At 44.7% G+C, this 26,415-nt stretch carries 25 protein-coding genes and 1 riboswitch; of the genes, 12 read left to right on the top strand and 13 right to left on the bottom strand.

Annotation, left to right across the window (positions count from 1 at the left end):
• Positions 1-111: 111 nt before the first annotated feature.
• Both ACL934_RS12840 and ACL934_RS12835 read right to left on the bottom strand, forming a co-directional pair.
• Positions 112-1,278: a bifunctional 2-methylcitrate synthase/citrate synthase gene (locus ACL934_RS12840; protein WP_374073963.1), complete on the bottom strand. Its 1,167-nt coding sequence runs from the start codon at positions 1,276-1,278 to the stop codon at positions 112-114.
• A gap of 486 nt (positions 1,279-1,764) precedes the next feature.
• Complete coding sequence (locus ACL934_RS12835; protein WP_413612363.1) at positions 1,765-2,394, bottom strand: PDZ domain-containing protein; 630 nt, start codon at positions 2,392-2,394, stop codon at positions 1,765-1,767.
• A 244-nt stretch (positions 2,395-2,638) separates the two neighbouring features.
• Between ACL934_RS12835 and ygiD the strand changes: the two genes are divergently transcribed.
• The 4 genes from ygiD to ACL934_RS12815 all read left to right on the top strand — a co-directional run bounded on the left by ygiD (position 2,639) and on the right by ACL934_RS12815 (position 5,572).
• Positions 2,639-3,469, top strand: coding sequence for a 4,5-DOPA dioxygenase extradiol (gene ygiD / locus ACL934_RS12830; protein WP_413612362.1), 831 nt, complete (start codon positions 2,639-2,641; stop codon positions 3,467-3,469).
• A gap of 4 nt (positions 3,470-3,473) precedes the next feature.
• Entirely contained in the window at positions 3,474-4,130 is a 657-nt protein-coding gene (locus tag ACL934_RS12825) for an alpha/beta hydrolase (RefSeq protein WP_374073959.1), read from the top strand.
• A gap of 16 nt (positions 4,131-4,146) precedes the next feature.
• Positions 4,147-4,926, top strand: a complete 780-nt coding sequence (locus ACL934_RS12820; protein WP_374073958.1) for an SDR family oxidoreductase — start codon at positions 4,147-4,149, stop codon at positions 4,924-4,926.
• 160 nt (positions 4,927-5,086) lie between these two features.
• Positions 5,087-5,572, top strand: a complete 486-nt coding sequence (locus ACL934_RS12815) for a hypothetical protein (RefSeq protein WP_374073955.1) — start codon at positions 5,087-5,089, stop codon at positions 5,570-5,572.
• Between the two features lie 4 nt (positions 5,573-5,576).
• On the opposite strand, the gene ACL934_RS12810 is transcribed toward ACL934_RS12815, so the two are convergent.
• The gene (locus ACL934_RS12810; RefSeq protein WP_374073953.1) at positions 5,577-6,593 is read right to left on the bottom strand and encodes a lipoate--protein ligase; all 1,017 of its coding nucleotides are present in this window, start codon (positions 6,591-6,593) and stop codon (positions 5,577-5,579) included.
• A gap of 166 nt (positions 6,594-6,759) precedes the next feature.
• Positions 6,760-6,830, top strand: a riboswitch (guanidine-III (ykkC-III) riboswitch).
• A 37-nt stretch (positions 6,831-6,867) separates the two neighbouring features.
• Between ACL934_RS12810 and sugE the strand changes: the two genes are divergently transcribed.
• From sugE to ACL934_RS12795, 3 genes are all read left to right on the top strand, one after another.
• A complete protein-coding gene (gene sugE, locus ACL934_RS12805) occupies positions 6,868-7,191 on the top strand; it encodes a quaternary ammonium compound efflux SMR transporter SugE (protein ID WP_374080475.1) in 324 nt (107 codons plus the stop codon).
• A gap of 110 nt (positions 7,192-7,301) precedes the next feature.
• Complete coding sequence (locus tag ACL934_RS12800) at positions 7,302-7,586, top strand: helix-turn-helix domain-containing protein (protein WP_374073952.1); 285 nt, start codon at positions 7,302-7,304, stop codon at positions 7,584-7,586.
• A gap of 98 nt (positions 7,587-7,684) precedes the next feature.
• Complete coding sequence (locus ACL934_RS12795) at positions 7,685-8,236, top strand: hypothetical protein (protein WP_374073950.1); 552 nt, start codon at positions 7,685-7,687, stop codon at positions 8,234-8,236.
• A 74-nt stretch (positions 8,237-8,310) separates the two neighbouring features.
• Here ACL934_RS12795 and ACL934_RS12790 read toward each other — a convergent pair whose 3' ends face one another.
• Positions 8,311-8,895: a TIGR00730 family Rossman fold protein gene (locus ACL934_RS12790; protein WP_374073949.1), complete on the bottom strand. Its 585-nt coding sequence runs from the start codon at positions 8,893-8,895 to the stop codon at positions 8,311-8,313.
• Between the two features lie 120 nt (positions 8,896-9,015).
• Here ACL934_RS12790 and ACL934_RS12785 point away from each other — a divergent pair, with 120 nt between their 5' ends.
• Complete coding sequence (locus ACL934_RS12785; protein WP_374073946.1) at positions 9,016-9,375, top strand: hypothetical protein; 360 nt, start codon at positions 9,016-9,018, stop codon at positions 9,373-9,375.
• 30 nt (positions 9,376-9,405) lie between these two features.
• Here the strand turns inward: ACL934_RS12785 and prpB are convergent, their stop codons facing one another.
• The 4 genes from prpB to ACL934_RS12765 all read right to left on the bottom strand — a co-directional run bounded on the left by prpB (position 9,406) and on the right by ACL934_RS12765 (position 13,674).
• Positions 9,406-10,305 carry a methylisocitrate lyase gene (gene prpB, locus ACL934_RS12780; protein WP_374073944.1) on the bottom strand — a complete coding sequence of 300 codons (900 nt, stop codon included), beginning with the start codon at positions 10,303-10,305 and terminating at the stop codon, positions 9,406-9,408.
• 462 nt (positions 10,306-10,767) lie between these two features.
• Positions 10,768-12,276 (bottom strand): MmgE/PrpD family protein, encoded by a 1,509-nt coding sequence (locus ACL934_RS12775; RefSeq protein ID WP_374073942.1) that lies wholly within the window; start codon positions 12,274-12,276, stop codon positions 10,768-10,770.
• Positions 12,277-12,385: 109 nt separating this feature from the next.
• Entirely contained in the window at positions 12,386-12,904 is a 519-nt protein-coding gene (locus ACL934_RS12770; protein ID WP_374073939.1) for a DOMON-like domain-containing protein, read from the bottom strand.
• Positions 12,901-13,674 carry an acyl-[acyl-carrier-protein] thioesterase gene (locus tag ACL934_RS12765; RefSeq protein ID WP_374073937.1) on the bottom strand — a complete coding sequence of 258 codons (774 nt, stop codon included), beginning with the start codon at positions 13,672-13,674 and terminating at the stop codon, positions 12,901-12,903. The genes ACL934_RS12770 and ACL934_RS12765 overlap by 4 nt, the downstream gene beginning before the upstream one ends.
• A 216-nt stretch (positions 13,675-13,890) precedes the next feature.
• On the opposite strand from ACL934_RS12765, the gene ACL934_RS12760 reads away from it, so the two are divergent.
• Both ACL934_RS12760 and ACL934_RS12755 read left to right on the top strand, forming a co-directional pair.
• Positions 13,891-14,169 carry a helix-turn-helix domain-containing protein gene (locus ACL934_RS12760; protein WP_374073935.1) on the top strand — a complete coding sequence of 93 codons (279 nt, stop codon included), beginning with the start codon at positions 13,891-13,893 and terminating at the stop codon, positions 14,167-14,169.
• A 186-nt stretch (positions 14,170-14,355) separates the two neighbouring features.
• Complete coding sequence (locus ACL934_RS12755) at positions 14,356-14,928, top strand: hypothetical protein (protein ID WP_374073932.1); 573 nt, start codon at positions 14,356-14,358, stop codon at positions 14,926-14,928.
• 6 nt (positions 14,929-14,934) lie between these two features.
• On the opposite strand, the gene ACL934_RS12750 is transcribed toward ACL934_RS12755, so the two are convergent.
• From ACL934_RS12750 to efp, 4 genes are all read right to left on the bottom strand, one after another.
• Complete coding sequence (locus tag ACL934_RS12750) at positions 14,935-17,733, bottom strand: POTRA domain-containing protein (RefSeq protein WP_374073930.1); 2,799 nt, start codon at positions 17,731-17,733, stop codon at positions 14,935-14,937.
• On the bottom strand, positions 17,733-21,704 hold the full coding sequence (locus tag ACL934_RS12745) for a translocation/assembly module TamB domain-containing protein (protein ID WP_374073928.1): 3,972 nt from the start codon (positions 21,702-21,704) through the stop codon (positions 17,733-17,735). Before ACL934_RS12745 ends, ACL934_RS12750 begins: the two co-directional genes overlap by 1 nt.
• Positions 21,701-22,750, bottom strand: a complete 1,050-nt coding sequence (locus ACL934_RS12740; RefSeq protein ID WP_374073926.1) for a hypothetical protein — start codon at positions 22,748-22,750, stop codon at positions 21,701-21,703. The genes ACL934_RS12745 and ACL934_RS12740 overlap by 4 nt, the downstream gene beginning before the upstream one ends.
• Before the next feature lie 89 nt (positions 22,751-22,839).
• Complete coding sequence (efp, locus tag ACL934_RS12735) at positions 22,840-23,406, bottom strand: elongation factor P (protein ID WP_295899963.1); 567 nt, start codon at positions 23,404-23,406, stop codon at positions 22,840-22,842.
• Between the two features lie 199 nt (positions 23,407-23,605).
• Between efp and ACL934_RS12730 the strand changes: the two genes are divergently transcribed.
• Positions 23,606-23,872 carry a hypothetical protein gene (locus tag ACL934_RS12730; protein WP_374073923.1) on the top strand — a complete coding sequence of 89 codons (267 nt, stop codon included), beginning with the start codon at positions 23,606-23,608 and terminating at the stop codon, positions 23,870-23,872.
• On the opposite strand, the gene ACL934_RS12725 is transcribed toward ACL934_RS12730, so the two are convergent.
• The gene (locus ACL934_RS12725; protein ID WP_374073922.1) at positions 23,867-25,315 is read right to left on the bottom strand and encodes a S8/S53 family peptidase; all 1,449 of its coding nucleotides are present in this window, start codon (positions 25,313-25,315) and stop codon (positions 23,867-23,869) included. The two genes, ACL934_RS12730 and ACL934_RS12725, sit on opposite strands and share 6 nt — an antisense overlap.
• A 276-nt stretch (positions 25,316-25,591) precedes the next feature.
• Here ACL934_RS12725 and ACL934_RS12720 point away from each other — a divergent pair, with 276 nt between their 5' ends.
• Positions 25,592-26,329 carry a hypothetical protein gene (locus ACL934_RS12720; RefSeq protein WP_374073920.1) on the top strand — a complete coding sequence of 246 codons (738 nt, stop codon included), beginning with the start codon at positions 25,592-25,594 and terminating at the stop codon, positions 26,327-26,329.
• Positions 26,330-26,415: the final 86 nt, after the last annotated feature.

The raw sequence follows: 26,415 nt of genomic DNA, 5'->3' as shown, positions 1-26,415 counted from the left end.
CTGTCAGGTTCATTCCGTTAAGGCTTCAATCCTGTAATGGGCTTAGCGAACAGGCAAAAAAAAGCCCCTGCTTTCGCAGAGGCTTTCCAAAATTCACTTTTTTAGAGCGTCCTATTTGCGTTCGCTGATAGGAGTCACTTTGCGTTGTTCTTTACCAACATACTCTGACAATGGACGGATGATACGGTTGTCAGCAGCTTGCTCCATGATGTGAGCAGACCAGCCCGTTGTACGAGCCATAACGAAGATCGGAGTAAAGAAGTCGATCTCAAAGCCCATCATGTAGTAAGCAGGACCCGCTGGGAAATCCAAGTTAGGGTAGATCTTTTTCTTATCAACCATAACTTTTTCCAAAGCCGTGTACATCTGCATCCATTTTTGTTCGCCAGTCACGTCAGCCATCACTTGCGCGTATTTTTTCATAGTTGGAACGCGAGAGTCGCCAGAGCGGTAAACGCGGTGACCGAAACCCATGACTTTTTTCTTCTGAGCTAGAGCATCAAGCATCCACTGTTCTGCTTTTGCAGGATCCGCGATCTCTTTCATCATGTGCATAACCATTTCGTTCGCACCACCGTGCAAAGGACCTTTCAACGCACCGATACCCGCTACAGTTGCAGAGTAGATATCAGATTGAGTTGAAGTCACAACACGTGCTGTGAAAGTAGAAGCGTTGAAGCTGTGCTCAGCGTAAAGGATCAAAGAAACGTCGAAAGCTTTCACAACTTCTTTTTGTGGAACTTTACCAAAGCACATGTGGAAGAAGTTTTCAGCGATAGAAAGTTCCGCTTTAGGAGGAATAAAATCCAAACCTTTTTTGAAACGGTAGTCCGCTGCAACCATTGTTGGGATTTTCGCCAACAACATCATCGCTTTGTCCATGTTTGTTGCAGGGGAAGCATCCCAAATACGAGCATCTTCAGCGCCCAAGAATGAAACCGCAGTACGGATAGAATCCATTGGATGACATTTTTGTGGAAGAGCTTTGATCACATTCAACAAAGTTGTCGAGATCTCACGGTAGCTGCGCTCTTTTTTTGTGAAGTCAGCAAGTTGAGAAGCTGTTGGCAACTCACCATTGTACATCAAGAAAGCCACTTCTTCGAAAGAGCAGTTTTCAGCCAAGTCTTGAACTGGGTAACCACGGTAGATCAAAGAGTTTGTGTGAGGGTTCACTTTAGAAACTGAAGACGTGTCCATAACAACGCCATCAAGGCCCTTTTTCACATTCATTTTCTCTGGTTCTGGAACGTAATCTGGATTGATATATTCAGCCATTTTTCCTCCGCTAGGATGCCTCACACCTTTAGGGTGCGACGCGTAATGTGTGTAAAAAATAATGGTTCAAGCTAGCTTGGGGTTTGGCATCGGTCAATAGCCTGGAGCTGCAAAAACCACTTTGCTAGGCGCGGCGAGCAACCTTTGGAGGAGCTAAAAAAGGCCCTTCTGGAAGTCAGACGATATTTGAAGGAGAATGTCCTCGGCCAACAGTAGTTCCGCATGGTCTCGTCTATAAGTTAAATGTTGGACGAGAGCAATGGGAGTAAAAAGGAGAAATGGATATATCGAGTATTCCATCGAGGATTGATATTCTTTTTTGAATCCTTGTTTGTTGTATATAATCTAATTCAGTGAAAAATGATCCCTGTATGAGGCGTTACCAGAGCGAAAAATACAATGTACAAAGTCTCTTTTGGAATTGAGCTTCCAGAAGCAGGAAACACTATCTGACTAGGCGCGACGAGATGGTCTTGTTCGGCAAATTTAGTTAGTCCATTTGCGTAGAGCCTTTAAGTACTCATGGTCAAAGTTGAAGCCGGCCAAAACTGATATTGGTTCAACGATTTTGATGTTTTTGCCATCGCGTATGACGGCCATGTCGACACTGGACTTTGCAGTATTTATGTACACGACCTGTTTTACATCCGTCGTCGTAGCAACTTTCTTGCCCTGAATCTCAAGGACGATGTCTTTGACTTTCAAGGAGGAGTTTTGTTTGTTATTTAAATGTTCAACTTCTAAACCGACTTTTGAAGGTTTAAAAGTTATGCCGAGGCCTCGTCGAGTGCTTTCTTTAAAGCAGTATCCAATCGTATTAACGAGAACTTTGTTTTCTCTGGTCGATGTTGTTTCAGGTGATGAAAAGTCAAAAAAATTGAATCCTCTTTGAGCACAAACTTCACCAACCGATCGCCAGGCATATTTGGTAAGATAGTTGTTGTTTGTAGATGCAGGAAGGGTTGCAGATGTTTGAAAGTTCGATGGTGACTGTATATCCTTCACCTCATATCCGATTCCGTTGGAGTCCTTCTCTTGGAATGGTGGGCGTGAAGCGCAGCTTAGGAAAAGAGCGGAAGAAACAAAACAAAAAACGAGTAATTTAAATTTGTTCATGCTTGTTAGCCTACCTTGATTCGAATGCTTTTCAAGCATTAGGTGAGGGTGCTTATGCGTAATATTGAAAAAATATAGATTGTTGCATTGGTGGAACAGTCTTATGCAGTTTTGACCACTGTCGGAACAATGCATTTCATTTGATAATAAAGGCATGAATAAGAATCCGTTTTATCTCAATCGTAGAACGCTCCTCCTAGGGGCGGGAAGTTTGTTGGCCAGCGTCGGGCTATGGAGAATTAAGATGCCTCAAGACCTAAAAACTCTTTTTGATACGAGTACAAAATATGATGGCACCACAATGCCAGTGGTTTTCGTTGGTCACGGCAGTCCAATGCACGCCATCCAAGACAACTCCTTTACGCAAAGTCTTGCACAGTTAGCGAAAGAGATTCCAAAACCTAAAGCCATTCTGACAATTTCGGCGCACTGGTTAAGTGCAGGTACATGGGTCACAAGGATGTCAGAGCCTCGCACGATCCATGACTTCGGTGGCTTTCCTCAAGAACTTTTTGATGTGCAATATCCAGCGCCCGGTTATCCGGAGTTGGCAAAACATATTCAAACTCTTTCGGAGCGTCCCAAAATTCAAGGCGATGAAAACTGGGGATTAGATCACGGGACGTGGGCGGTTTTGCGCAAAATGTATCCCGAGGCTGACATTCCGGTTTTGCAGTTGAGTATCGATATGTCAGAGCCTCCTTCATTTCACTTTGAATTAGGGAAGAAACTGCGCTCTTTGCGGGAGCAGGGAGTTTTAATTCTTGGCAGTGGCAATATCGTTCACAATTTGCGAAGAGCCGATTGGGATAAGACTTCTCAAGGGTTTGATTGGGCCGTGGAGTTTGATGAATGGACGAAAGAAAGACTACTTCAAAGAGATTTTAAATCTCTCACTGAGGACTTTATGAAAACAACGGCAGGGCAACTCAGTGTTCCTACGCCAGATCACTATCTTCCGCTGCTTTATGTTTTAGGAGCTGCCAATGAAAAAGAGGAATTGGATTTTCAATTCGAAGGTTATGATTTGGGTTCTATTTCTATGCGCGGCCTTAGTTTTGGTAAAAGAGGTTAATACAATGAAAAACGAAAGAGGACTTCAATATATTTATATTCCCGCGAAAGAAAAGACGGCGACAAAATCGCCCGTTCTTCTTGTGATGCATGGAGTGGGTTCAAATGAAAAAGATCTTGCGAGCTTTGCGGAATCTTTGAACCCACGTTTGGCTGTTTTTAGTTTGCGAGCTCCTTTGACGTTGGGGCACGAAAGCTACGCTTGGTTTCATGTGAACTTCACTCCTCAGGGGCCCGATCACAATCGAGCCGAGGCTGAGGAGTCGCGAAAAATCATTAAAAAGTTTATTGAAGATTTAAAAGATCATCCCGACGTGGACTCTTCAAAAGTTTTTCTTATGGGATTTAGCCAAGGAACAATCATGAGTCTTTCGTTGGCGCTCACGGAGCCTGGCCTTATTAAAGGTGTGATTGCGATCAGTGGCCGCACGCTTCAAGAAATTTCGGCCCAAGCTCGTGAACGTCAATACACTCAGAAACCCAAAGTGCTCTTAATCCACGGTGTGCTTGATAACAAGCTCCCGTTGTTTCACGGCGAAGGGACAGCAGAAACTCTGAAAGCTGCGCAGTTTGACTATGAGTTTAAAACTTACAAGGCGGGTCATGAAATCACGGCTGAAATGAGAGACGATATTCAAAAGTGGCTCGCTCAGAATATTTAAGTCAAGGAGACATAAGATGAACTCTTGGAATTTGCAGGGAAAAACGGCTGTGGTTTGTGGCGCTTCAGGAGGCATCGGGGAGGCGGCCGCAAAAATCTTTGCGGAGCGAGGCGCGCGCGTGATTGCTTTAGCCAGGACGGAAGAGAAACTGAAATCACTTCTGCAAAGTCTTCCCGGCGAAGGACATAAAAGTTTTTCCATTGATCTTGGTGATACAGAAAAACTTCAGAAAGAAATTCTTCCTGAACTAAAAAAAGAATCCGTGCAGATTTTGGTGAATAACACCGGAGGTCCCAAAGGCGGGCTTTTGTATGAAGCGAATATTTCTGAATTTGAAAATCCTCTGCATGCACATCTTTTAGCATCGCATCTGTTGGTGCAAACACTTCTGCCGTCGATGAAACAATCGCAATATGGACGAATCATCAACGTGATTTCGACCTCCGTCAAAAATCCGCTTCCGGGTTTGGGTGTTTCTAACACTGTCCGAGGGGCTATGGCGAGCTGGTCAAAAACTTTGGCGGGGGAGTTGGCGCCGTTTGGTGTGACCGTTAATAATGTTCTACCTGGATATATTAGAACGGATCGTCTGCGCAGTTTGATGAATTCCTCAGCGACCTCATCACAAACTTCGGTGGAAGATGTCGAAGAAAAATGGAAAACCACCATTCCTATGGGGCGCATCGGAGAGCCTCGCGAAATGGCTGAGGCTATTGCATTTTTAGCAAGCCCCGCCGCCTCGTATATTACAGGAATCAACCTACCTGTGGATGGAGGCAGAACCCCTTCGCTCTAGTATCCGTCCGATCCCGCTCCCTTGGCGAGCTCTAGGCGCCAACTTTGTCACCCGAGCAAGAGTTCTTCGCTGAAATAATGCTGAGAAGAAATCGGTTTTATTTCGCTCGGGAACGGATGTTGCTTTCTAACCTCTGTGAATAAACTAGATGGAGGTTTTTATGACAAAGAGAGCACTTTTACTTCAAGCTATCGTGATGATGTTCGCCGTGGGAACGCAGGCGGAAACAATGATTTTCCATGGCCGTGTGGCGGCTCGTAAGCAATGTGCTGATACAGGCGGTGTTTTTGCGACGGATCTTGGTTGTAAGAAGTTGGCTTTAAGCCAAAAAGAATGTGCCGTGGCTTTGAATGTAAGCAATGGCGAAGTTCGCAGTATGCAAGTAGAGGTTCCTGAGGCTTATAGCACGGGTGACGCTCGTAAAGCCCAATACACGGTCTCTGTAACAAAACCTTATTTGTACAAAGATAATTTCCACGCCTACATGCTGAAGATGGATGGCGATTCTTCTATTGAAGTTAAAATCGCAAGTGATGGAACGGGAAGAGTGTTGGCAGCGAATATGTACTACGACCACCAATTCCCGCAAGAAGGCAGACGTACTTATAAACAATACGAGTGCCGTAGCCTAAAACGCGTGAAGTAATATCTTAGATTTCAATCTGTCGGCAGAGCCATTGTTCAAGCTCCGTAAGTCCGGCAGAAAGATCTGGGAATTTCTCGCGAGATTTATGAAGGGCTTGTCGAATGGTTTCACCGCGATAAGCCTGTTCACGCAAACTTGCAGTCATATCTTCAATCAATTGCGGGTAAAGACAGTCCGTAAAAATCTTAAGCTCTTTAATCACGCCATCTTCAACTTGAAATTGAAAATCAAAGAAACCCAAAGACAGGTACTCGTCCATCTTGTGATTGAATTCCAAAGTATTTCCGTACAACCACTCCCAAGAACTCAAAGAGTCGTATTGAGCTTTCAATTCAGGAATCAGCTTTAAACTTTCCATGGTCAAAGATTCGATTTCGGCTTTGGCTCCATAGAACTTTTCAAACGATGCCACCATGGTCTCTACGATTTGATCATGCTTAATATTCGCAGAAACTTCATTCAAGTTAGCCACACGCGCACGAACAGATTCTTTGCCCTTCGCCTGAAGTTTTTTAGGATTTGGAGTCAGATAATTTCCAAGGCGAGTCAGATCCGTATGCAAAAGCAAAGTGCCGTGATGAAAAGCGCGGTCTTTTTTCTCACGATAAGCACTGCCGCTAAATTTGCGAGGGCCATCGTGGAAAGGAATCAGAAGATCATTTCTGCCAGAAGCCTCTCCTGTGATGCCAAAGTTCTTAAGAGCATCAAAGATCACTTGTACGTTGTTGTCGCGTTTATATGATTCTTTCGGAGACAAAAAAGTAAAGTTGGTATTTCCCAAATCATGGAAAACCGCTCCGCCGCCGGTCGTGCGACGAGCAAGATGAACTTTATCATTTTTCATTTGCGCCAGATTACACTCTGACCACGGATTTTGATTTCTTCCGATGACAACAGTCTCTTCATTTCTCCACAAAAATAAAACTTGTTGAGATGGATCGAGGTTGTGAAAGATCCATTCTTCAGTGGCAAGATTGAGATGCGGATTAAAACTGTCGGAGAGAAAAACTTTAAGTTTCATATTTTTAAGTCCAGTTCCGCGAGCGGAGCTCGCTGCACATCCTGCGGCGCAGGCCGCGCAAACCTATTCCTGATAAACACTTTGGTCAAGAAGCGCGACATCTAAGAGTATATATGCGTTTAGGGGCCGAACCTTGACATTTTTTACTCTATGGCCTTAAATAGAGTCTGTATTTCATTCCTCGCTGAAATGCCCGGACGATGTGCGACGTACCCGGTTACGACAAGACGACGCTTTTTTCTAAATGAAAGGAGTGTTGGTTATGTCTAACACAGTGGCATGGATTCTTTTGGCAGTTGCCGGTCTTCTTGAAGTCGGCTGGTCTATCGGACTCAAATATACAGAAGGTTTCTCAAAAATAGGTCCCAGTATTTTTACTCTGGTGGCCTTAGCTGCCAGTATGTTTTTACTCGCAAAATCTGCGACGGTTCTTCCCATTGGAACTGCCTACGGAGTGTGGGTGGGGATTGGCGCCTTGGGAGCCGCGATTCTGGGGATCATTCTCTTTAAAGAGGCGGCAAGCCCGGCAAGACTGTTCTTCTTGGGGCTTCTTTTGGTTTCCATCATCGGTTTGAAGGTCACATCGGGAGCGAATTAGTCTTTCGAGGTGAAACTTTTTACCATTCTTTAAATGAATATATAATGTCTATTTATTCATTTCTTATTTAAGTCTGGTCTCGGTATATAAAGCCCACACGAGGTGCAAAAGTGGGCCAGATTCACGAGAGACTTAAAAAATACAGAAGCAAACGCGGACTGACGATTAAGCAAGTTTCTCAAATGACTGGGATTCCCGAGAGTACTTATAAGGAATGGGAAAACGGTCGCCAAATTCGCGGGGAACCGTATGCGTCCCTGGCTAATGCCTATCAAGTTTCTATACAGGAACTTCTTACAGGTGAAAAGTCTCAAGCAAATCATCTACTTGAGCAACTCGAAGAGATCACAAGACTTCTGGAGCAAGCGAAAAGGGATCTGAACTCGCTTTTTTAAAACGAGAAGAGACCTTTGACACTACTCTTAGAAATTTTGCGATAAATAAGCGGTTCTGAAATTTGAAATTTAAAAACAAATACCAAAAGGAAGTATTTATGAAACACCTCATTCTGGCTCTGACATTGTTAGTATCGACATCTGCATTTGCAAAAAACCAAGATATCGAAAAACGTGTGCGTTACGCTGCTGATCTTCTTGCGTCTATCGCTGAAGGCTCCGATGAATTCAAAGTCACTCCAAACAGTGACGCTAAAAAAATGTTGTTCGAACTTGGCACAAACGAAGGCATGATCGAAGACCAAAAGGATTTCGACGATCACTGGGATGCAAAAGCCAGCGACGTTTGGGGCGCTGACGAAATGTTGTGGGCCGAGGAAGATCGTGGCGGTGCTTACAGCTATATTGAAAATGCGTTAGAAGTCGCTTTGGAAGAAGGCGAACAAACGGATGCGGATAAAGTGAAATTCGCGGACGGCACTTTGAAATTGAACAAAGCCTTCAACGTTCTTCGTTCAATCAAATCTGTAAAATACGGTGTGGCTCCCATGGGCGCAGTCCAATGTGGAGTGACTTTCCCATCATTGATGATCTTGGACACTGAAAACGGCATCATCCACCAAATCATCATGGAAGGCTCTGGCTGCTAATTAGCATCAAGATCCATCTCATAAAAAAGCCAGTGGATTTTATCCAACTGGCTTTTTTATTGGTAATGCGTGTATTAAGTCTCAGAAGTCGAGCGAATCCACTTCGGAACATCGAGTGGTTTGTAAGAGGAAAATTTCTGCAACAAATTCTCTGGAGTCTTCGCGAAGGCGATAAGCTCTTTGTATTGCTCGCGAATGAATTTCTGCTCAATGCCTTTATTCACAAGTTCTTTGAGAGGCTTGTAAAAATCCAGGACATCTAAAACTCCGATGGGCTTCTGGTGAAGTCCTAATTGAGACCAAGTGACAATCTCACAAAGCTCTTCAAAAGTTCCAAAGCCTCCTGGTAAAGCAATAAATCCATCAGAAAGTTCGGCCATCAAAGCTTTGCGAGAGTGCATAGAATCCACCACACGCAAATCTTGAAGACCATGGTGAGCGACCTCTTTTGTCATTAAGATTTTCGGAATCACACCAATAACATGACCACCTTCAGCAAGCACGGCATCTGCCACAGCTCCCATCAAGCCGACGCTCGCGCCACCGTAGACAAGAGTGATGTCATTTTGGGCTAAAGTTCTGCCAAGATCCCGCGCGGCCTCCAGATATTCCGGTTGCGCTCCGGGGCTTGAACCACAAAACACACAGACACTTTTCATATAGACTCCAAAGGACAGAGTTGCTTCTTAGAAGATGACAAATTCTATAGAAATGTCAACGCAGGGAAAATCCGATTGCCTTTTAATGCGACCTTGTTTGGGATAAAGAAGGGAGAGGTCATGAAATCAAATTTGATCCGCAGTTTTTTAACACTCGAAACTTTCATTTTCTATCTAGCAGCTCTTTTTCATTTCGGTATTCTGACAAGCGGATACGAACATCAAAAAGCCGGCACCGCCGAAACCGTGATTGGTTCGGTTCTTTTGCTGGGACTTATTCTCAGTTTTGTAAAGAGGGAATGGATTTATAAAACCGCCATGGCCACTCAAGGCTTCGCACTTCTTGGCGTCTTCGTTGGAATTGTGATGATCACCATCGGTATCGGCCCCAGAACAATGCCTGACGTTCTTATTCATATGATGATGGTGATTGTACTTTTACTGGGCTTGGTGACAACTCACCGAAGTGGGCGGAAATAAAAAAGGAGGCTTGTGGCCTCCTTTTAATTTTTACTTCAAAGTGAAGTTGAAAATGCTGGTATCAAAAGAGTTGTACTCGTCATAACGAGAAAGCGCATACAAGTCTTTACGAGTTTGCATTTTATCCAAGAGACCTTCTTGAGTTCCTTTGGCTTTGATTTCGTGAAGACCAGAAACAGTCGCCCCCATCGCAAGACGGAATGTAGTCACAGGATAAATCACGATATTGTAACCAAGGTTAGAAAGCTCTTCATAAGTGTAAAGACGACCTTTACCAAACTCTGTCATGTTCGCAAGAAGAGGAACCGAAACTGCCTTACGGAAAGTTTCAAATTCTTTTTCATTCTCAAGAGCTTCAGTGAAGATGCAATCCGCACCCGCATCAATGTAAGCTTTTGCACGATCAATGGCTTTATCGATACCCTCAACAGCACGAGCATCCGTACGAGCAATCAAAAGGAAATTTTCATCCAATTTTTTACCACGGGCCGCCGCCGCCACTTTGCGAGTAGCTTCATCACGAGTCACAAGGCCTTTACCATCAAGGTGACCACAGCGCTTAGGATTGATCTGATCTTCAATATGGCAACCCGCAAGTCCCATCTCAATCATCTCTTGCACAGTGCGAGTCGCAGACATCGGCTCACCAAAGCCAGTATCAATATCAATGATCGTAGGAAGTTTCGTTGTGCGAGCAATTTGACGACCACGCTGAGCCACCTCAGTCAAAGACGTCAACCCAATATCCGGATATCCAAGATCATTAGAAAGAACAGACCCAGAGATATAAACCCCATCAAATCCCTCTTTCTCAATAGCCATACTAACAAGCGGAGACCAAGACCCCGGAAACTGCAAAAGTTTTCCAGACTTCAAAGCCTCACGAAAATTCTTACGTTTTTGAGCGGGAGTAATTTCAGGAAATAACATCGTTCCTCCAAAAGGAATTTTTTTTAAAAGAATGCACCTTCATACAGCTGTTATTGCTAACTGAGTTAGCTTGTCCATCCTGAGAAGGCTCCCTGCCGACCATCGTGGTCGTCAGGCCAAGGTACCATTTCTTTACTTTAGTTTGATTGGTTTGACGCAAATCTCAACCAAAAGTAAGTCCGTACCTTTCAGAACCAGGTTTTCAAATCGGTTTTGTGCTCTCTTCAAATTTAACTCTGAAAAGAGCATCTGTAAATCGTACCACTTCTAAACGTGAACTTGATTTCAATAAGAACGAAAAAGTGATTTCTAAACCGATGAGCCTGCGGTGAGTTTGGGATGGGTCTTGGAGAGACCTCCGCGGGGGCTGGATGCCCCTCGCCGCAGGCGAAGCGGTGAGGCCTGGAGGGCCGTGGTCTCGGAAAGACCCAGCCCAAACTCACCGCAGGCGGTCTTCGTATTCTAGAAGATCCCTTTGTTATCGCGTTTGTTGTTAACAAGCTTGTCGATAGGAATCTGAACGTTCAACTGCTGAACTTGCTCCGCAGTCAAATTCTCAAGATTCTCAACAAGACCGATGAAACGATCGCGTTCTGCTTTTGTGATGATTCCTTCAGTCAAAGTGTCAAACTTACGGATGTAGTCTGCACGTTTGAATGGACGAGCACCTGCTGGATGCGCATCTGCTACGCCAAGTTCATCAACAATTTTAGAACCGTCTTTCATTGTGATTTCTACGCGGCCACCGAAGCGTTTTTTATCTGGATCTGTCTCGTGGTACCAAGCCGTCCACTGTTTGTCTTCGATAGTTGAAATTTTGTGCCACAATGCCACTGTGTCAGGGCGTTTCGCGCGCTCTGGAGCGTACGAATTAACGTGGTGCCAAGTTCCATCTTGAAGAGCCACTGCGAAGATGTACATGATCGAGTGGTCAAGAGTTTCACGAGATGCATTTGGATCCATTTTTTGTGGATCGTTTGCACCAGTACCAATCACGTAGTGAGTGTGGTGAGAAGTGTGGATCACGATATCTTTGATATCGTCAAAGTTTGTGATCTTTGTTTTCATCTTACGAGCCAAGTCGATCAATGCTTGAGATTGGTACTCTGCAGAGTGTTCTTTAGTGTAAGTCTCAAGGATCGCGCGTTTTTCTTCGCCCACTTCTGGAAGTGGCACTTCGTATTTTCCGTTTTTACCAGAAAGCATGTAAGCGATAACTGAATCTTCACCTTCGTAGATTGGCGATGGAGCGCCTTCACCGCGCATAACACGGTCAACGGCTTCTACTGCCAACTTACCAGCGTGCGCAGGAGCGTAAGCTTTCCAAGAAGAGATCTCACCTTTGCGAGATTGGCGAGTCGTGAAAGAAACGTGAACCGCTTGTTGAACCGCTTGGAAAATAGTTTCAGTTGGAAGAGAAAGCAAAGTACCGATACCAGCCGCTTGAGCAGGGCACAAGTGAGCGATATGGTCTTTTTTGTATTCGTGCAAGCAGATCGCTTTAACAAGGTCTACGTGAACTTCGTAACCTGTCACGATACCTTTCAAAAGTTCTTTACCGCTTTTACCCATTTGTTGAGCCACCGCCAAGATAGCTGGGATGTTATCGCCAGGGTGAGAGTAATCAGCCGCTAGGTAAGTATCATGGAAATCCAATTCACGAACCGCAGTGCCGTTGGCCCATGCTGCCCATTCACAGTCAAATTTTTGATCATTCGGCATACCGAATACAGTGGCACCACCATTGCGAGGGTGAGCAATCGCCATTGCACGAGCAGAAGCGACCGGACGACGGTTGGCAGCTGCGATAGCAACAGAGGCGTTGTCGATGATACGGTTGATAACCATGTCTACAACGTCAGCTTTGATAGGTGCATTGTCAGAAGCGATTTCAGCAATTTTCCAAGCAAGTTGGTCTTTGCGATCAAGCTTCTCTTTAGAAGGATAAACGCGTACTAAGTGTTTCTTCATGAAAGGTCCTTTCAGGGGTTAAAAAATAAAACAACTGAAACTAACTTGGGCCTCTGAAAGGGTCAAGAATCAGACGGGAAGAGTCCACTTCGCTCAGCGCGTCGCAGGATTAATCCCAGCCGCCTTTGTCGTGGAAATCCGCTTGGGGAGCCGGGTGGCGAAGGGCCCAATAGCTTTTTTCTCCGTTGGAGAACTCGATAACCGCGGTCAAGCCCATGACTTTCACATTTAAAGGGGAAGTACCTAGAACTTCGATTCTAAAATAAGCCTCTTTGGAGTCAGAACTGCGCTCTTTCAGACGCACGACAATATTTTGTGAGGGTGTCATGCCTTCGCGGTAACTGCTAAAAGCATAAGCATTCCAGTTTCCATTTGGGGAGCAATTGATCTCTACATAAGGATCGTGTTTTTGCGAACCTTCTGAAAAGAAGGCTTCAAGACAGGTCCCTTTCCACAGGCCATCTTCCCGGGATTCAATGATTCCTGGAGCTGGCCAAGCAATGTGTTCCAAAGGCCCGGAAATTTTAAATTCTATAATAAGCTGAGTTGCGTTTGTTTGAAAAAAATCAGCGGAGACCGTGAACTGGGCCGTGCGTTGGGTGGAAGTAAATGGAACAAGGGATTTCATGAGCGCTTCTCCCACTCTAAGGTGGCGGTAAAAAGAATTTTCCCATCAGCTACGCGCACACCACGATAAGTCGTTGTTCCGTGGGTCGTCGTTTTTACATCCGGGGATTGGCTGCTCTTATCTATTTGAACTTCGTCTCCCAAATGGGTTTCAGAGAGGAAGTTCACAGAGTAAGTTTTTAGAATCAGTGACTTGTGAAACTCATAAGGAATCGCATCCAAAATCCATTGGGCGTATTTAGTGTTGTTCACGTGTTGGTTGATGTCCAAATCGGAATTACGCACGCGGTACTTGGCGAGCTTCTCGTATTGTCCTTCAACAGGGATTTTTTCAGGCACAAGCCCGGATGAACGGGAGTGGGTGAGGGAATCCCAGGGGCGTAAATTTTGCGCAGGGAGTATTTTTTTTGTTTGGCGGTCTAACGCAAGCCAAGATGTGGAACAGAGCCCGATTTCTTCGCCCTTCTCATTAATTAGAGCGAATTCGCGAGTCACAAAAGCGCCCTCAGGTGGACGCAGCCATGTTTGTACGGAGATATTTTGCCCGAAGCGTGGCCATTGTTTCATATGCAGTTTTTGGCGCGTGAGAACCCAATAAAGTCCTTCTCTTTCCATATCTTGCATTCCAAAGCCCAAGCGCTCGGCATGCATCCAAGCCGTTTCCTGAATGAGATTGAGTGTTCCGTAAAGCCCGAGTTTCCCCAGGGGATTCACTAGCAAACTTGTAATGTGATATTTTTCTGTCCAGAGGGCATTATCGGATTTGGTCATGGGGGTATAATCCCATAATTCCTGCGGGAAAACATGAAATAACTCATATCTCAAACATAGAAATTGCAAAAAAACAGGAAGTAATTTAGACCAAATAATGTATACTGTATTTGTTTAGGTGCTGCTACTGGGGCATGAAAAGCAAAACTTGAAAGCAAATACTTGTCACGTTCCCTGGGTTGTGTTTAAGCTAAATCAATATTAGGTGGAATGCACATGAGACAAAAAAATATGTTGGCAGATTTTTTAAAACAAAAACGCGTATCAGCGGGTCTTTCTCAAAGAGACGTGGCGGATAAATTGGGATACTCAACTCCTCAGTTCATTTCTAACTGGGAAAGAGGCGTTTCTCATCCTCCAATCAATGCTCTTAAGAAATTGGGCGAACTTTATAAAGTGTCAGCTGACGATCTTTTCGAAGTCACTCTCAATGCGACAGTTCAAGAGGTGACTCAAGATCTTCGCCGCAAATTCGCAAGTAGCAAAGCTCGCTAATTCGCTGAAAATTTAAATATTAAAAATTTAAAAGAGGCCCCTTTTGGGGGGCCTCTTTTATTTTGAGCAAAAATAAGAGATAAGTTCATCTTAAGTATGGTGCGTTCCAATTCCTCTTCAGATTTAGTTTCCAAATTTCGGGCTCTTAGTGAGGAGCTCTGCTCTCTTATTGAGCAAGAAGGTTTGGTGGTTCGCCCTTATAATCAAGAGTCTCTACCTTTTTTCCGTCAGCTTTCCGTGGAAGAGCAACTGCGCTCTGTCACTAATCTCCAAAATTACATCTCTATCTGTCACACGGTTCATCAAGAGGGTGGAAAGCTGGAAGATGCATCTCTTTTTGTTAGAAAAGCTTTGCAGTTTTATGGATACAAATATGACGAAGCTCCACTGAAAGATCTGGCAGACGAGTATCTGACGGAGTTCTATAGCTTAAGTACACACATTCAGTTATTCCGTACGATCAGCTACTTTGAATACGCAAGCTACACAATTGAAGATATTTACAGTCGCCCGTGGATTCATCTTTATGATCGAGACCCCGTGGTCAGCGAAAAATTGGTGAACCTTTTGATGCCCTTCACGCAAGGGTCTAAAGAAACTGTCTACGTAGATGTGCAAGAGCATCTTTTGATAGAAAAAGCGTCATTAGAAAGACTGGCTGTGAACGTCAAGGTTCTTTATATCGTTCCACTTTTGAAAGAGGATAAGACCGATGCCTATTTGGTCGTGGCTCGCTGTCATCCTCTTTTAGAAACATAAATGCTTTTAGAAAGTTCCGATAGAAAGATGGAAACGCCATGGTTCTTCTGTCGGACGCGCATCTAATTTCCATGCCCACTCTAGACTCAAAGGCCCCACAGGAGTGTTGTAGCGAATACCGAATCCTGCGGAGTCACGATAGTTGTCCGTGAATTGCAGTCCTTGAATTTGCACGTAACCGCCGTCATAGAAAACAGCTCCACCCAAGTTTCCGTAAACTGGGAAGCGCACTTCGGATTTAAGCAGATACATGGTGGCATCCGTTAAAAGATAATAAGTGGAGTCATTGGGACCAATGCCCAAGTCAGAGCGATTCGGGAAGACTTCTTGAGTTCCGGCTTCGTACCCGCGAATGGTCGATTGTCCTCCAAGAGTGAAACCTTTTTTATCCCAAGGGACTCCGCCTTCATCACTGAGGTTTTTCAAGTAACCGCCACGGGCCTGGTTGGCCCACACGACAGGCTGTTTGCTCAAGTGACCGACGGTCCAATAGTGCGTGAAGCTGAGGCTGCTTCTCCAGTATTCAATCGTGCGTGTGCTGCCTAATTCTGGTGACGAGTACTCCGCACTCCAACGTGTGAAAGTTCCTTTGGTCGGATTAAAGGGGTTGTCGCGGAAATCCAGATCCACCGTCGGACCTGTTGTCGCGATATCTTGGGTGATAGATGGGAATTTGTCTTCCAAGCTGAAGTCTTTGATTGTCGCCAAAGACCACACATCCCAGATGCCGAGAAGGTGAGAAGTGAAGTCTTTTTCCAAAGAGTACGTTGTTGAATTCACTTCCGTCACTTTGCGCAGATCGTAATCCGTCACAGTGCGAGAACGCGCGAGATTAATACGACCACGAATACGTGTTCCGAAAATATAAGGTTCCAAGTATCCAAGGACAATGCGGCTTTCGAGGTACTTAATATCCGCAACGTTGTAGTTTCCTTCGAGACGCAAAGAAATCCCGCGGCCTGTTCCCAAAAGATTGCGATAAGCGACACCGATGTATCCGCGTAAAGTCAGGGTTCTTTCATTCGTCGCACCGGCCCCGATAGTAAAGAGGCCCGGATCTCTTTCAGAAACTTTCACCAGAACCGTGCGGTTGGCCACATTGGTTTTTTCTTCCAAGGTGCGAATTTCTACAGAGCTAAAAAAGCCCGTGCGTTGCAGGCGGGCGATGGATTCTTCCACACTGCTTGGAGTGATCAGGTCACCTTGTTCAAATTCCAACTCTTTTTGAATGACATAAGACTTCGTGAAGTCATTGCCTTCAATAATGATAGAGGCCGCACGGACTTGAGGGCCTTCCAAAATCTTAAAGCGCAACGAAGCCTTGGTGTTTGTCTCATCGTAAGTGACCAGATCCGCTTTTTCATTAAGCAAGATCATCTCGATGTAACCGCGTTCGCGATAGAAATCTTTGAGGCGAACAATGGCCTCTTCAATCTGTCCCAGTCTGAGGGGCCCCGCTTTTAAACGTGTCACTTGTAAAAGGGCTTCACTTGTAAAGTCTTGGTTGCCGCTAAATTCCACAGACTCAATAACCGTCAAAGGACCTTCATCAAGATTCACGTAAATGGTGACCTTGTCTTTTTCCTTATTGTATTGAGTGCGTGTTGAAAGAACCTTCGCTTGTAGATAACCGTTGTTCTGCAACTCAAGAACAAGGTTCTTAAGACCAGCGTCGACGTCTTCTTTATTGTAATAACCTTCATCAACCACTTTGGAGCTGTGGTTCTCAATAAATTTTGTGTAGTAACTTTCTTTGCGACTGTAGCGACCGTTGATATTGATTTTTTGAATCTTAACTCGCGGTCCTTCTTCAATAGTGAAGGTCACTTTTCTTTCAAAGCGAGTTTTACCTTCAGTCTCTTCCACCTTCACTTCGACGCGGGCATAACCCTGGAGTAAATAGTAACTGCGGATTTTTTGTGCGAGCTCGGAACCGATGGCCGGGTTGCCTGAGTAGAAATTATCCAGATCCAGAGCCGTTTCGATATCACGAATTTTTAAGATTTTAACGCCTTGATAACCTTGGTAGTCAAAAGTGTAACTTTCCACTTTATCCAGGCTATAAAACAAAGTGACTTCGGACTCGTCTGAGTTGAATTCCGTGGTTGGCCCCGTGAGATCAGCACGTACGTAGCGTTTTTTGGTGAGGTACTCTCGGGCGTTTTTATTTACTTCCGACAGAGTGTTGTCCGTAAAGGGCTCATTGAGATAGTCGCTAAGCTCTTTTGCCAACTGACGGTTGAGATCTTCATTAGGACTTTGCAAAACGATGTTGTGAATACGTGTTTGTCTGTTTTCTGTGATTTTAACATTCACACCAACAAGATCTTCACTCTCTGGAGGCATTTCAATATCAACCACTGCATTGAAATAGCCACGCTCTTTGTAGGCCTGGCGAATCTTCTCGCCGCCTTCAATCAGGTTTTGTTGATCAAAGACATCGCCTGTTTTAACTCCGAAAATGCTTTCTGTTTCCGAGCTTGTCAGTTCTTTGTTGCCGATAATCTGAACGTTGGAAACACGACGAGTTCTTTGATATTCCAGACGATAAGGACTTCCATTGCCGTCATCCAAAACACGGATAGAAGTGAACTGAGGTTTAAGTTGTAAGAAGCGAATCACTTCATCAACTTGTTCCAAAGTCAGTTTGTCATTCTCAATTTGTGGAAATCGTTTGACGAGCTCGGCTTGAACGTCTGTTGGAAGATTTGAATACTTCAAAACCTTCTTAGCAAAACCGGCTTGAGACCAAGCGAGCGTACAAGAAAAAAGAATGACGGGCAGGAGAGTTCTTGTTCTGAACATTATTTGAACTCCCTTTTAAACTCGAGATCCAAACCAAAGATGCTTTTCGATTCAGGCTGCGTTGACTGGAGTGCCGTATCGTCATCAATACCACGATTTTCAAAGGAGCCGATGGCGGTGATGTTATTGTTGATGAGGTATTCCAGTTTTAAATCATAGGATTGAGAATCACGAACCGGACGGCTTCCTGAAACTTTCACACGCTCTGAAAGTTGACGGCTTAAAGTCACTTTCGGGACGCTGATGTTGCGAGTGGAGTCATACTGTGAAGTCACCCGAAGGTTAAATCCAATCGTACTTTCAAACGCCTTGCTGATCGGTTTCGCTAAAACAGCCCCCCCGATTTCCACTCCCAACTGTTCAGCCTGTTGACGCGATTGCAGGTTTTGGTCCATGGCCGAAGAAGTAACCCCTAGTGCAATCAAAGAAATGATGTCTTGTTCAGGAAGGGGAGGCACACTGGAAAGTCGAATCGTCATTGTTTTGGACGGACCTTGTGCTAAAAGAGCGACGTCGTAATCGTTAATACGAGACTGGGCTGTGATGTACAGATTTGGATTGATTTCATCCGGATCGTTAAATTCGATCAAACCATTTTGAATATCAAAGACCTTGTCTTTAAAGATCAGTTTTGATTTTTTCTCGGTGTGAATTTTGCCCAACAAAATAGGATTGCTTGGAGCCCCTTTGACTTGCAGGTTTCCGGACACGGAACCATCGATCAAGGAGTTCTTCACGATGATGTTGCGATCTAGAATCAACTGCAAATCTAAAAGAATCGGCTCAAAGTGACCTTCGCGAATAATTTTTGGCAAGTAAACGCTTTGTTTAACTCCGGCGACGCCGCCACCGTCTTCGGTGAATTCTTTTTCAACCAAAGCACTGCTGACATGGAAAGTTCCGGAAAGGGTGAACGGGAACCAACGTCCCGAGAATAAAAGGTCCGCATTTCCGCTGCTGCGAACTTTGTCAGGAACATTGAAGGTCACGTTATCCATGCGCAAGCGAATGGATGTTGGAATGTCGCGAATACCGTTGATAAGAATTCCACCATCACCTGTCAAAGTTCCGCCAGCAATTTGTGCGCGGATGGAATTGACAAGGACGCGACTTTGCGAAAAGACCACTTCCAAAGAAAGCCTTTCAAGTGGGTGAGGGAATCCTTTAAGTTTAATAAAGGCATTGGTGGAATTCAGATTTCCCAGGATCTCTGGCTTTCTCACAGAACCAGAAACTGTGGAGGAGATATGAATCATCCCGCCCAGGTCATCGAGGAACGGCGTGAAAATTTGCAAAAGACGCATATCCGTTTGCGCATTGACGGAGACATTCAAGTCCTCCGCCGTAAAACCTTCACCCTTCACGGAAAGACTGTTGTTAGGGCCTTCAAGATGGAAATTCTTAATATTCACAACACCATTGTTGGTTGTGATTTCAATGGGTCCACTTGTGTTGGAAGAACTCAGTGTGCCACGCTTTAAAGAAAAAGTTTGAATATAAACTTTGCCCGTCGATTTAAAGATGTCTCCGGCGTCGGAACGCAGATCCACGGTGGACGTTAACGCTGACGAATATTCGCTGGCAAGATTAGCGCCACCAATAAGGCCGAGCAGGGCGGAATAGTTCCAATTGTTGGTCTTCATTTTAACCAGAAGGGGCGCTTTGCCTTTTTCAAAAGGAAGTTGGAACTCGCCCTGAACTTTATCCCCGAAGAGGCTCAACTGGGCGCCAAAGCTGTTGCGATTCATGGTCAAAATAAAATTGGAATTGGGAATTTCTTGATCTTCAAAAAGAGTGTCGGTGATCGCACCCTTGATCATAACATGAGGATCTTTGACGGAGTCTTTTAGTTCGGCTGCAAAGTTCAAGTTGCCGATGATATTGGAGTTGATCTTGCTGATGATATCGGACTCTTCAAGTTTCCAGTTTTTTCCATCGGCATAAAGATTCATGATTTGATCCGAACTGATGCCGCCCTGAACCGTCATGGTGGCGTTGCCTTTTTGCAAAAGCACTTTATCGGCTTTGATATTCCCGTTTTGAGCAGAAGCATTGAAGTTCAGAATATCAAAACTTTCTGGTCCTATATTGATATTCTTAAATGCGGATTCTAAATTGTAATTGAGCTTCCAGAAATTCAAAGGGCCCCGCACGCGAGCTTTGGCCGCTCCCAATCCCTGCACTTCCACTGGAAACTTGTAAATGCGCTCAAAAATCAAAGCCACATCGTGAAGGTCCGCCGTTGGAATGCTGAATTCACCTTCAAGATTGTTGTGAACCAAGTCCACATCGAGTTCGCCCAGGTATTGGGTTTTATTAACCGCTCCCGCGATATCCTGAAAGATCAATTTCCCGCCGCGATACTTCAGCATCGTGATCAGATTTCCCAGGGCGAAGTCTTCAAAGACAAAATCCCGGGCATTGAGATTCATATCGAAAATCGCCGCGGAAGAATCGCCGGAAGTAAAACCCTCGATGCTGGTGGAGCCTTCCATTTTTAAATTAGCCAGGTTCTTGATGTTTTTAAGTTCCAGCTTTTTTGTTTTGAAGTTGATTTTAAAACCTTTATTGAAATCAATCACACCATCACTGTTACCCGTGCTCGATCCCACGGTGAGGGCCGCCGCATAACTCACAGCTTCGGTTGTGACTTGCACTTGTCCCTGGGCACTCATTGAATTCAAGTTCAGAATCGCAGTGTCTTTGGGTTTCATGCCCGCTTTCACCCAAAGGTCTTGGGCAGAAGCAGAGGCGTTGGTGCAAGTGACTTGGAAGTGAGGATAAATCTGTCCGGTGCAAGGAAGTTCACCTTTGAGTTCCCCACCCACGGGAATATTGTTCAGATCCAAAGATTGAAAGAGTTTTTGTAAATCAAGGCTTTCAATTTGCACGCGAGATTTAAATTCGTAATCACCCGTCAAAGCGATTTGCGATTTAGTGACGATAGCGTCCCCGGCAGGATGTTGAACTTTCACTTCAGAAAGAGTCACAACACGGTCTTTGTATTCCCCCTGAAGACGGGCATCACCAATTTCAAATTTGTCCACCATCAAAGAACGGGTTTTGATATCGGCTTTAGCGCGTAAGTTGTCGATGCCATCAAAGCGCGCCTCTACGTCCAGATTCACTTCACCAGAAAAAAGAGGGATCTTCATTTGGGGACGAGACTCTTTTAATTCTTTGTGAATGTCGGAAAGATTGATGCGTCCTGAAACGTCCAAGAGTCCAGAAGGTTTGATGAACACTTGGTTGATGCGAGTCAGCTCGCCGCGAGCCAGAAGCTCGGACTCACCTAAACGGACACCCAGCTGAATCACGCGCAAAGATTGACGGGTCAGATAAAGGTGAGTGTCAAAAGATCCTTGAAAGCTGCCAAAATTGCCCAGGGCAAATTGCAAAGCCGGAACATCCGCTTTCGCCGTGATGTTCTTTCCCATGTTGGTTAAAAGCAGATCGCCACTGGCCACGTCCACATTCATTTTTAAATCTTGCGACGTGAGTTTAAGCTGGATGTTTTGCAGGAAGACTCGTTGCAGAGGCAATTTTTCCAACTGTGCAAAAAGAGCATCCATAGGAAGTTCTTTAGGCGGGGAGTCGTCTTTTAAAAATGGATCAATATTGATTTCAACTTCTGGCGCATCTACGATCACCGCAGACAAAGTCAGTCGTCCGCCGAGAAGATGAAAGAAATCGACAAACACGCGCACACTGCCGATATGAACTTTCTTGATCGCCTCCGCCAACTCGCCCTTGCCTTCGACGTCAATTCCCTCCAAGGACAAAGAGGGTTTGAAAAGTTTCAGGTTGAGGTTTTGTGCGCGGATACGAACTGGCAACGAAGAATCTGAATAACTTTGGATTTTTTCCAAAGCCCACGCTTCGAGCTTTGGACCGACGACCATAGAGCCGAGAACCCACAGAACTAAAAAACCCGCTAAGGGCGTGATCAGAATCCAGAAGGCTCTTTTCATTGACCGCTCCAGATACTGATCAAGGCACTGGCCGCGCGATAGTGAGGACGGGACGCCATAAGTCCTTCAAGAACTTCAATGGCCGTGTGTTTTTGACCAAGCCCCCACAAAGCTTGCGCGCGCAAATATGCTGTCGCAAAAAAAGTTTCTGGTTCATGGGCTAAGATCATTTCAATGCGCGCAAGTTCATTGAGCAGTTCTACAAAACGACGGCACTTTAATAAAACTTCCAAACGGAACCACAGCAGAGAAATCGTTTCGTCGCTGAAGGAAAGAAGTTCCAACGCTGTTTCATAGCTTTCCAACATAAAAGCCGCGATAGCAAAATCAAAAGCCATGTCAGGATTTTGCTCCGCGTGCTCTAACAAACTTTGCATCAAAGCTTCCAAAGCTTTTTCCACTTCAGGATCTTTGGGCGCAAAGTCTTCCGTTTTGACCGCGCGGGCTTTCGGAGAACGTCTTTGCAGAATTTCCAAAGCATAGCGTTGCTTATGTTCATTCACTTCTTTGCGGATATCGGAATCGCCGGGATACAGTTTTTGCAAACGCTGCAAAAGATTCTTTTCTTGCTCGTAAAGTTGCTGCGTGCGCAATGTGATCAACTGCTCTAGCAAAAGTCTTTTGTTGTTCAGGTAATCTTTGTGAATTTTATATTTACGATTGCTGCGCCATTCACCCAACTGAGAAACGGTTTTGTTCAATGCCTGGGATCGGGCCGCTTCCGCTTCCGAGTTGTCTTCTTCGATCCCTTCGATCAAAGCCTTCACAGTTTTTTCGTCAAGCTCTTCGCCGATCGCTCCCAGGGCTTCCAGAAAATAAGGCCAGGGAATAGGGAAGTGTTCGTTGTCGATATAACGCAGAACAAAGTTCACAAGCTTTACGGGATGCTGAGATTTTAAAAGAAAGCGAGAAAGAGCGTTGATGTTATCCAGAGTGAAGTGATCTGGAGACGCTTCAAGATGTTGAATAAGGCGTTCGCCCACGACATCGAGATCGTCGATCTCATTGAGTAAATTTTGAATTTCTAACTCAATATACGTGGACAAAAAAAGCCTCCGCGACCTTATCCTAAATCTATCACTTTATTTTGCGATAAAATTGAGTGGTTGCGGAGACTTAATACTAGGCGTTAGTCTTATTTTTGGCTGACGCGCTCGACGTATTCACCTGAAGAGGTGTCAATACGAAGGACATCACCTTCATTGATATGAAGTGGAACGTTTACAGACAAGCCTGTTTCCATAGTCGCAGGTTTAGTCGCGCCAGTAACACGGTCCCCTTTGATGCCTGGGTCTGTTTGAGCCACAGTCAGGTTTACCGCTTTAGGAACGTCACAAGCGACGGCTTTTTCGTTGTAGAACAAGATCACAACTTTCAAATTTTCAGTTAGGTAGTATTTAGATTCGCCCAAGTCGTCTTCAGACATTGCGATTTGCTCGTAAGACTCAGGAGACATGAAGTTGTAACCGCTGTCGTCTTTATAAAGATAAGTCATCTCTTTATTTTCAACGTTAGGTACTTCAAATTTTTCGCCAGATTTGAAAGTCGATTCCAAGTTTTGGCCAGTCAGCATGTTTCTAAGTTTTGTGCGAGTGAATTGATTTCCTTTACCTGGTTTCACGTGTTGGAAATCCACGATCACGTAGGGTTTCCCCTCGATCATGATTTTAAGACCTTTTTTAAAATCCGACGTTTCGTACATTGTATAATCCTTGTTATATTAAAACTGCAGAAGGGCCATATTGGCCTAACTGGTTGTATTTGGTCAACATTGGGCTCTTTCAGATCGCTAGTCTTGGCGCGTTAGATAGTCGTTTGCGTCGTTTCTTCTCTATCAAGAGGTATTGGAGTATTTAAGACGGTATGGCCGGGAGGCTATGCGGGACGTCATGAGGTGATCAATGAAATCCAGTCAAACAGCTCAGACAATGTGGTTTAAACGGAAAAAATACGGTTGGGGTTGGACGCCAAACAATGTGCAGGGTTGGTTGGCGATTTTAATCTACACGGGATTGGTCTCTCTTTATCCCATCCTTACGGAGAAAGAGAATTTTTCCGTTCTTATCTTTTCTCTGATAACGATCCCTTTGACGATCGCTTTGGTCGCCCTCTGTTATCGTAAAGGGGAGAAACCAAAATGGTCTTGGGGAACTGACGAAAAACTATAAACCGAGAGGGCGAACTTTCGGAGTATTCTCGTAAATTTGAAGAAGCTCTTTGGCGCGATGGGCGCCGATGCCGGAATCTTCAGCAATGGCTTTTAAAAGAGCTTCTTTGTAAGAGTCGTTGAGGATTTCCGCGTCTCTTATTGCGGCACTTTCTAAATATCTTTGTTCGACGGCTTTAACGGCCGCCCTTTGGATTTTTTCTTGAAGCTTTCCGGGAGAGTCATAGATCAGCGCCATATTTTCATAATAGTCCGCATTGATGCTAAATCCCTCGTTGCGATAAGCGCAAGAGAGAAGGCGTGCATACGCGGTGTTATTGGCGTTGAGCAAAAAATTACGACGAAGATTTTCCATAGAGTTTTTGGGTAGAGCTTCTTTGTTTTGGCAAGCCATCAAAGATTTTGTGTCCAAGTTCTCTGGAATAAAGGCGTAGTTTTTTCTTTGGTCGATTTCTTTTTGCAGACAAACGCCATCGTCGCCGCAAATATTTTTTAATCTCAAGGCCACATGAAACATTTTATAAGCATTAAAAAGTCCTGTCTTATTTGTCGGGGAGTAATAGCTATGCAAAGAGCGTATGGCCGTGCGTTTCATCAGGCTTTCCACTTGTTGGCGAGTAAGACCCGGAAGAAGAGATTTGATATTGGCAATAGATCCTGAAACCAAAGGTGTCGCGCCACTGGTTCCGCCAAAAAGTGTTTCCGCACCGTTGCCGTCAATAGAAGCTTGGTACTCATCTGCAGGAGCCAGAATATCGAGTTGATCGGATTCTTGCGAAGAGCGAGTTTGCAGGCCGCGGGGAGAATAAGAACCCACAGCGATCACCGGCGCGATTCTTTCATGTTCTACGATTTTTTCTGGGTGATCATTTCCAGAGGCCATCACCCAAATGATACCCATTTGATCGACTTGCTGGGCGAGTTCCAGAACTCGGGGTGATGTCCATCCCATGGAATTAGAAATAACTTGAGGTTTCAGTGGAAGACTTTGCATCTCTTTCACCACGCCAAAATAGAAAACCGCGGGAGAAACTCTTTTCAAGTGAACATAGTCGACGATTTCAGAAACGGACATCATGCCAGTGCCGTTAATAAGATTCGCAACACTGGTTCCGTGATGACCTTTCACAGGGCGATTGCCGTTAAAGGACGTATCGACAGGAATATCAAAGGATAGGCGAATGTGTTTTTTCTCAAAGCCCGAGTCGTAAACGGCAAAAGGGATGCGATGCAAGTTTGGCAGGGTTTTCATTTCCATTTTCACAAGATCCGCACCAATATATTCTTGCGCCCAGAAAGGAGTCAGGATTCCGTCTTCCATTTCAACGGGTTTACGCGTTTCCATGTCGACAAACGCAAAGGCGTTAGAGGTTATGCTCAGGGATAAAACGCCGAAAAAAATGCTTCGTAAAACTTTGTTGGAGACTGTCTTAAAATGAGACATAGCAAACCCATCCTTCGTTTGGAAAAAAGCTGCAATATCCAATCCGGTTTAGAGGATATATATAGAATCTGAAGATGCTTTTTCCTTGGCGTTGACGAATTTTGTTGAGCAGAAGAAAGCCGAGCGTAGTGCGTATTTTGTCCCGCTGTTAAAAGAATAATATCGGTTTTCTCTCAGCGAACGGCCTAATACACCTCAATTCAATCCAACAAAAATGTGATTGGTCTTCGTCTTGCATTTCTCAGAACTTGAAACTTTTAAATCTTGGGAGCGTTTATGAAAATGCAAAGTATCTTGTCTGCGGTGATTTGTATTCTTGGCCTATCTTCCATGGCCAAAGCCGACACTTGTATTTGTGAAATAGACACGGTCATTCGCTCTGAAATGAAATATTACAGAATGGGCTGCAATGAGTGGCTCAATCGTCTGATCAAGCAAAATAAATGTGATTGGTGGGATGTCCGCGAGAAGGCCAGTGACTACAGTCCTTTGGAGCTTCCAAAACATGTCAGCAAAAAAGTGATTCTGGGATATGTCGGTCACTGGAGTAGCAGTGAACAAACCAAGTTCTACATCGACAGAGTTTTACTTCCGACGATGAGAGCGACGGGCGTTTCCATCGAGTATGATAATACAGCATGCTCGGCAACAAGCGACACGGAAGATTTGCAAAAGTATTTCGTCAAGGAAGTAAGGCCTCAATTAAGACAGAATCAGTATTTGGCTATCAAAGGCAATCAAGTGATCAGCATCGGTCTTTGGGATTCCTTCTTTGGTCCGACGGCGAATATGTATTCTTTTGTCGATTCACGACGTAAAAAAGCGGTCTATCCTCAGTGCAAAGACTTTGAAAACAAGGCTTGTGTAGGCCCTGACACCATGTTGGGAAAATTGCTAGGCGCTCAACAAGTTCAGGTGGGAACATCCGGCTATTGCAAAAACACACGAAACGAGTTGGTCCAACTCACTTGCACACAGATCGGTAAGCGTAAATATTCTTGGTTGGCAGAGTAATGAAGGTTACTGGACCCGACAGTCTTCGATTTTGAAAAAGATTTTTTCTGAATTGGCGGAGGGCGATCTTTGAAGTTTTTTTCGTC

This window comes from Bdellovibrio sp. HCB-110, assembly GCF_047323225.1.
Classification (GTDB): domain Bacteria; phylum Bdellovibrionota; class Bdellovibrionia; order Bdellovibrionales; family Bdellovibrionaceae; genus Bdellovibrio.
Note: the sequence above shows the minus strand (reverse complement) of the source record. Positions and strands in the feature narration are given on the sequence as shown.

Coding starts and splice junctions, on each gene's coding strand:
- ACL934_RS12840 (WP_374073963.1), bottom strand. CDS start 1,278: ATGGCTGAATATATCAATCCAGATTACGTTCCAGAACCAGAGAAAATG.
- ACL934_RS12835 (WP_413612363.1), bottom strand. CDS start 2,394: ATGAACAAATTTAAATTACTCGTTTTTTGTTTTGTTTCTTCCGCTCTT.
- ygiD (WP_413612362.1), top strand. CDS start 2,639: ATGCCTCAAGACCTAAAAACTCTTTTTGATACGAGTACAAAATATGAT.
- ACL934_RS12825 (WP_374073959.1), top strand. CDS start 3,474: ATGAAAAACGAAAGAGGACTTCAATATATTTATATTCCCGCGAAAGAA.
- ACL934_RS12820 (WP_374073958.1), top strand. CDS start 4,147: ATGAACTCTTGGAATTTGCAGGGAAAAACGGCTGTGGTTTGTGGCGCT.
- ACL934_RS12815 (WP_374073955.1), top strand. CDS start 5,087: ATGACAAAGAGAGCACTTTTACTTCAAGCTATCGTGATGATGTTCGCC.
- ACL934_RS12810 (WP_374073953.1), bottom strand. CDS start 6,593: ATGAAACTTAAAGTTTTTCTCTCCGACAGTTTTAATCCGCATCTCAAT.
- ACL934_RS12795 (WP_374073950.1), top strand. CDS start 7,685: ATGAAACACCTCATTCTGGCTCTGACATTGTTAGTATCGACATCTGCA.
- ACL934_RS12790 (WP_374073949.1), bottom strand. CDS start 8,895: ATGAAAAGTGTCTGTGTGTTTTGTGGTTCAAGCCCCGGAGCGCAACCG.
- ACL934_RS12785 (WP_374073946.1), top strand. CDS start 9,016: ATGAAATCAAATTTGATCCGCAGTTTTTTAACACTCGAAACTTTCATT.
- prpB (WP_374073944.1), bottom strand. CDS start 10,305: ATGTTATTTCCTGAAATTACTCCCGCTCAAAAACGTAAGAATTTTCGT.
- ACL934_RS12775 (WP_374073942.1), bottom strand. CDS start 12,276: ATGAAGAAACACTTAGTACGCGTTTATCCTTCTAAAGAGAAGCTTGAT.
- ACL934_RS12770 (WP_374073939.1), bottom strand. CDS start 12,904: ATGAAATCCCTTGTTCCATTTACTTCCACCCAACGCACGGCCCAGTTC.
- ACL934_RS12765 (WP_374073937.1), bottom strand. CDS start 13,674: ATGACCAAATCCGATAATGCCCTCTGGACAGAAAAATATCACATTACA.
- ACL934_RS12760 (WP_374073935.1), top strand. CDS start 13,891: ATGAGACAAAAAAATATGTTGGCAGATTTTTTAAAACAAAAACGCGTA.
- ACL934_RS12750 (WP_374073930.1), bottom strand. CDS start 17,733: ATGTTCAGAACAAGAACTCTCCTGCCCGTCATTCTTTTTTCTTGTACG.
- ACL934_RS12745 (WP_374073928.1), bottom strand. CDS start 21,704: ATGAAAAGAGCCTTCTGGATTCTGATCACGCCCTTAGCGGGTTTTTTA.
- efp (WP_295899963.1), bottom strand. CDS start 23,406: ATGTACGAAACGTCGGATTTTAAAAAAGGTCTTAAAATCATGATCGAG.
- ACL934_RS12730 (WP_374073923.1), top strand. CDS start 23,606: ATGAAATCCAGTCAAACAGCTCAGACAATGTGGTTTAAACGGAAAAAA.
- ACL934_RS12725 (WP_374073922.1), bottom strand. CDS start 25,315: ATGTCTCATTTTAAGACAGTCTCCAACAAAGTTTTACGAAGCATTTTT.
- ACL934_RS12720 (WP_374073920.1), top strand. CDS start 25,592: ATGAAAATGCAAAGTATCTTGTCTGCGGTGATTTGTATTCTTGGCCTA.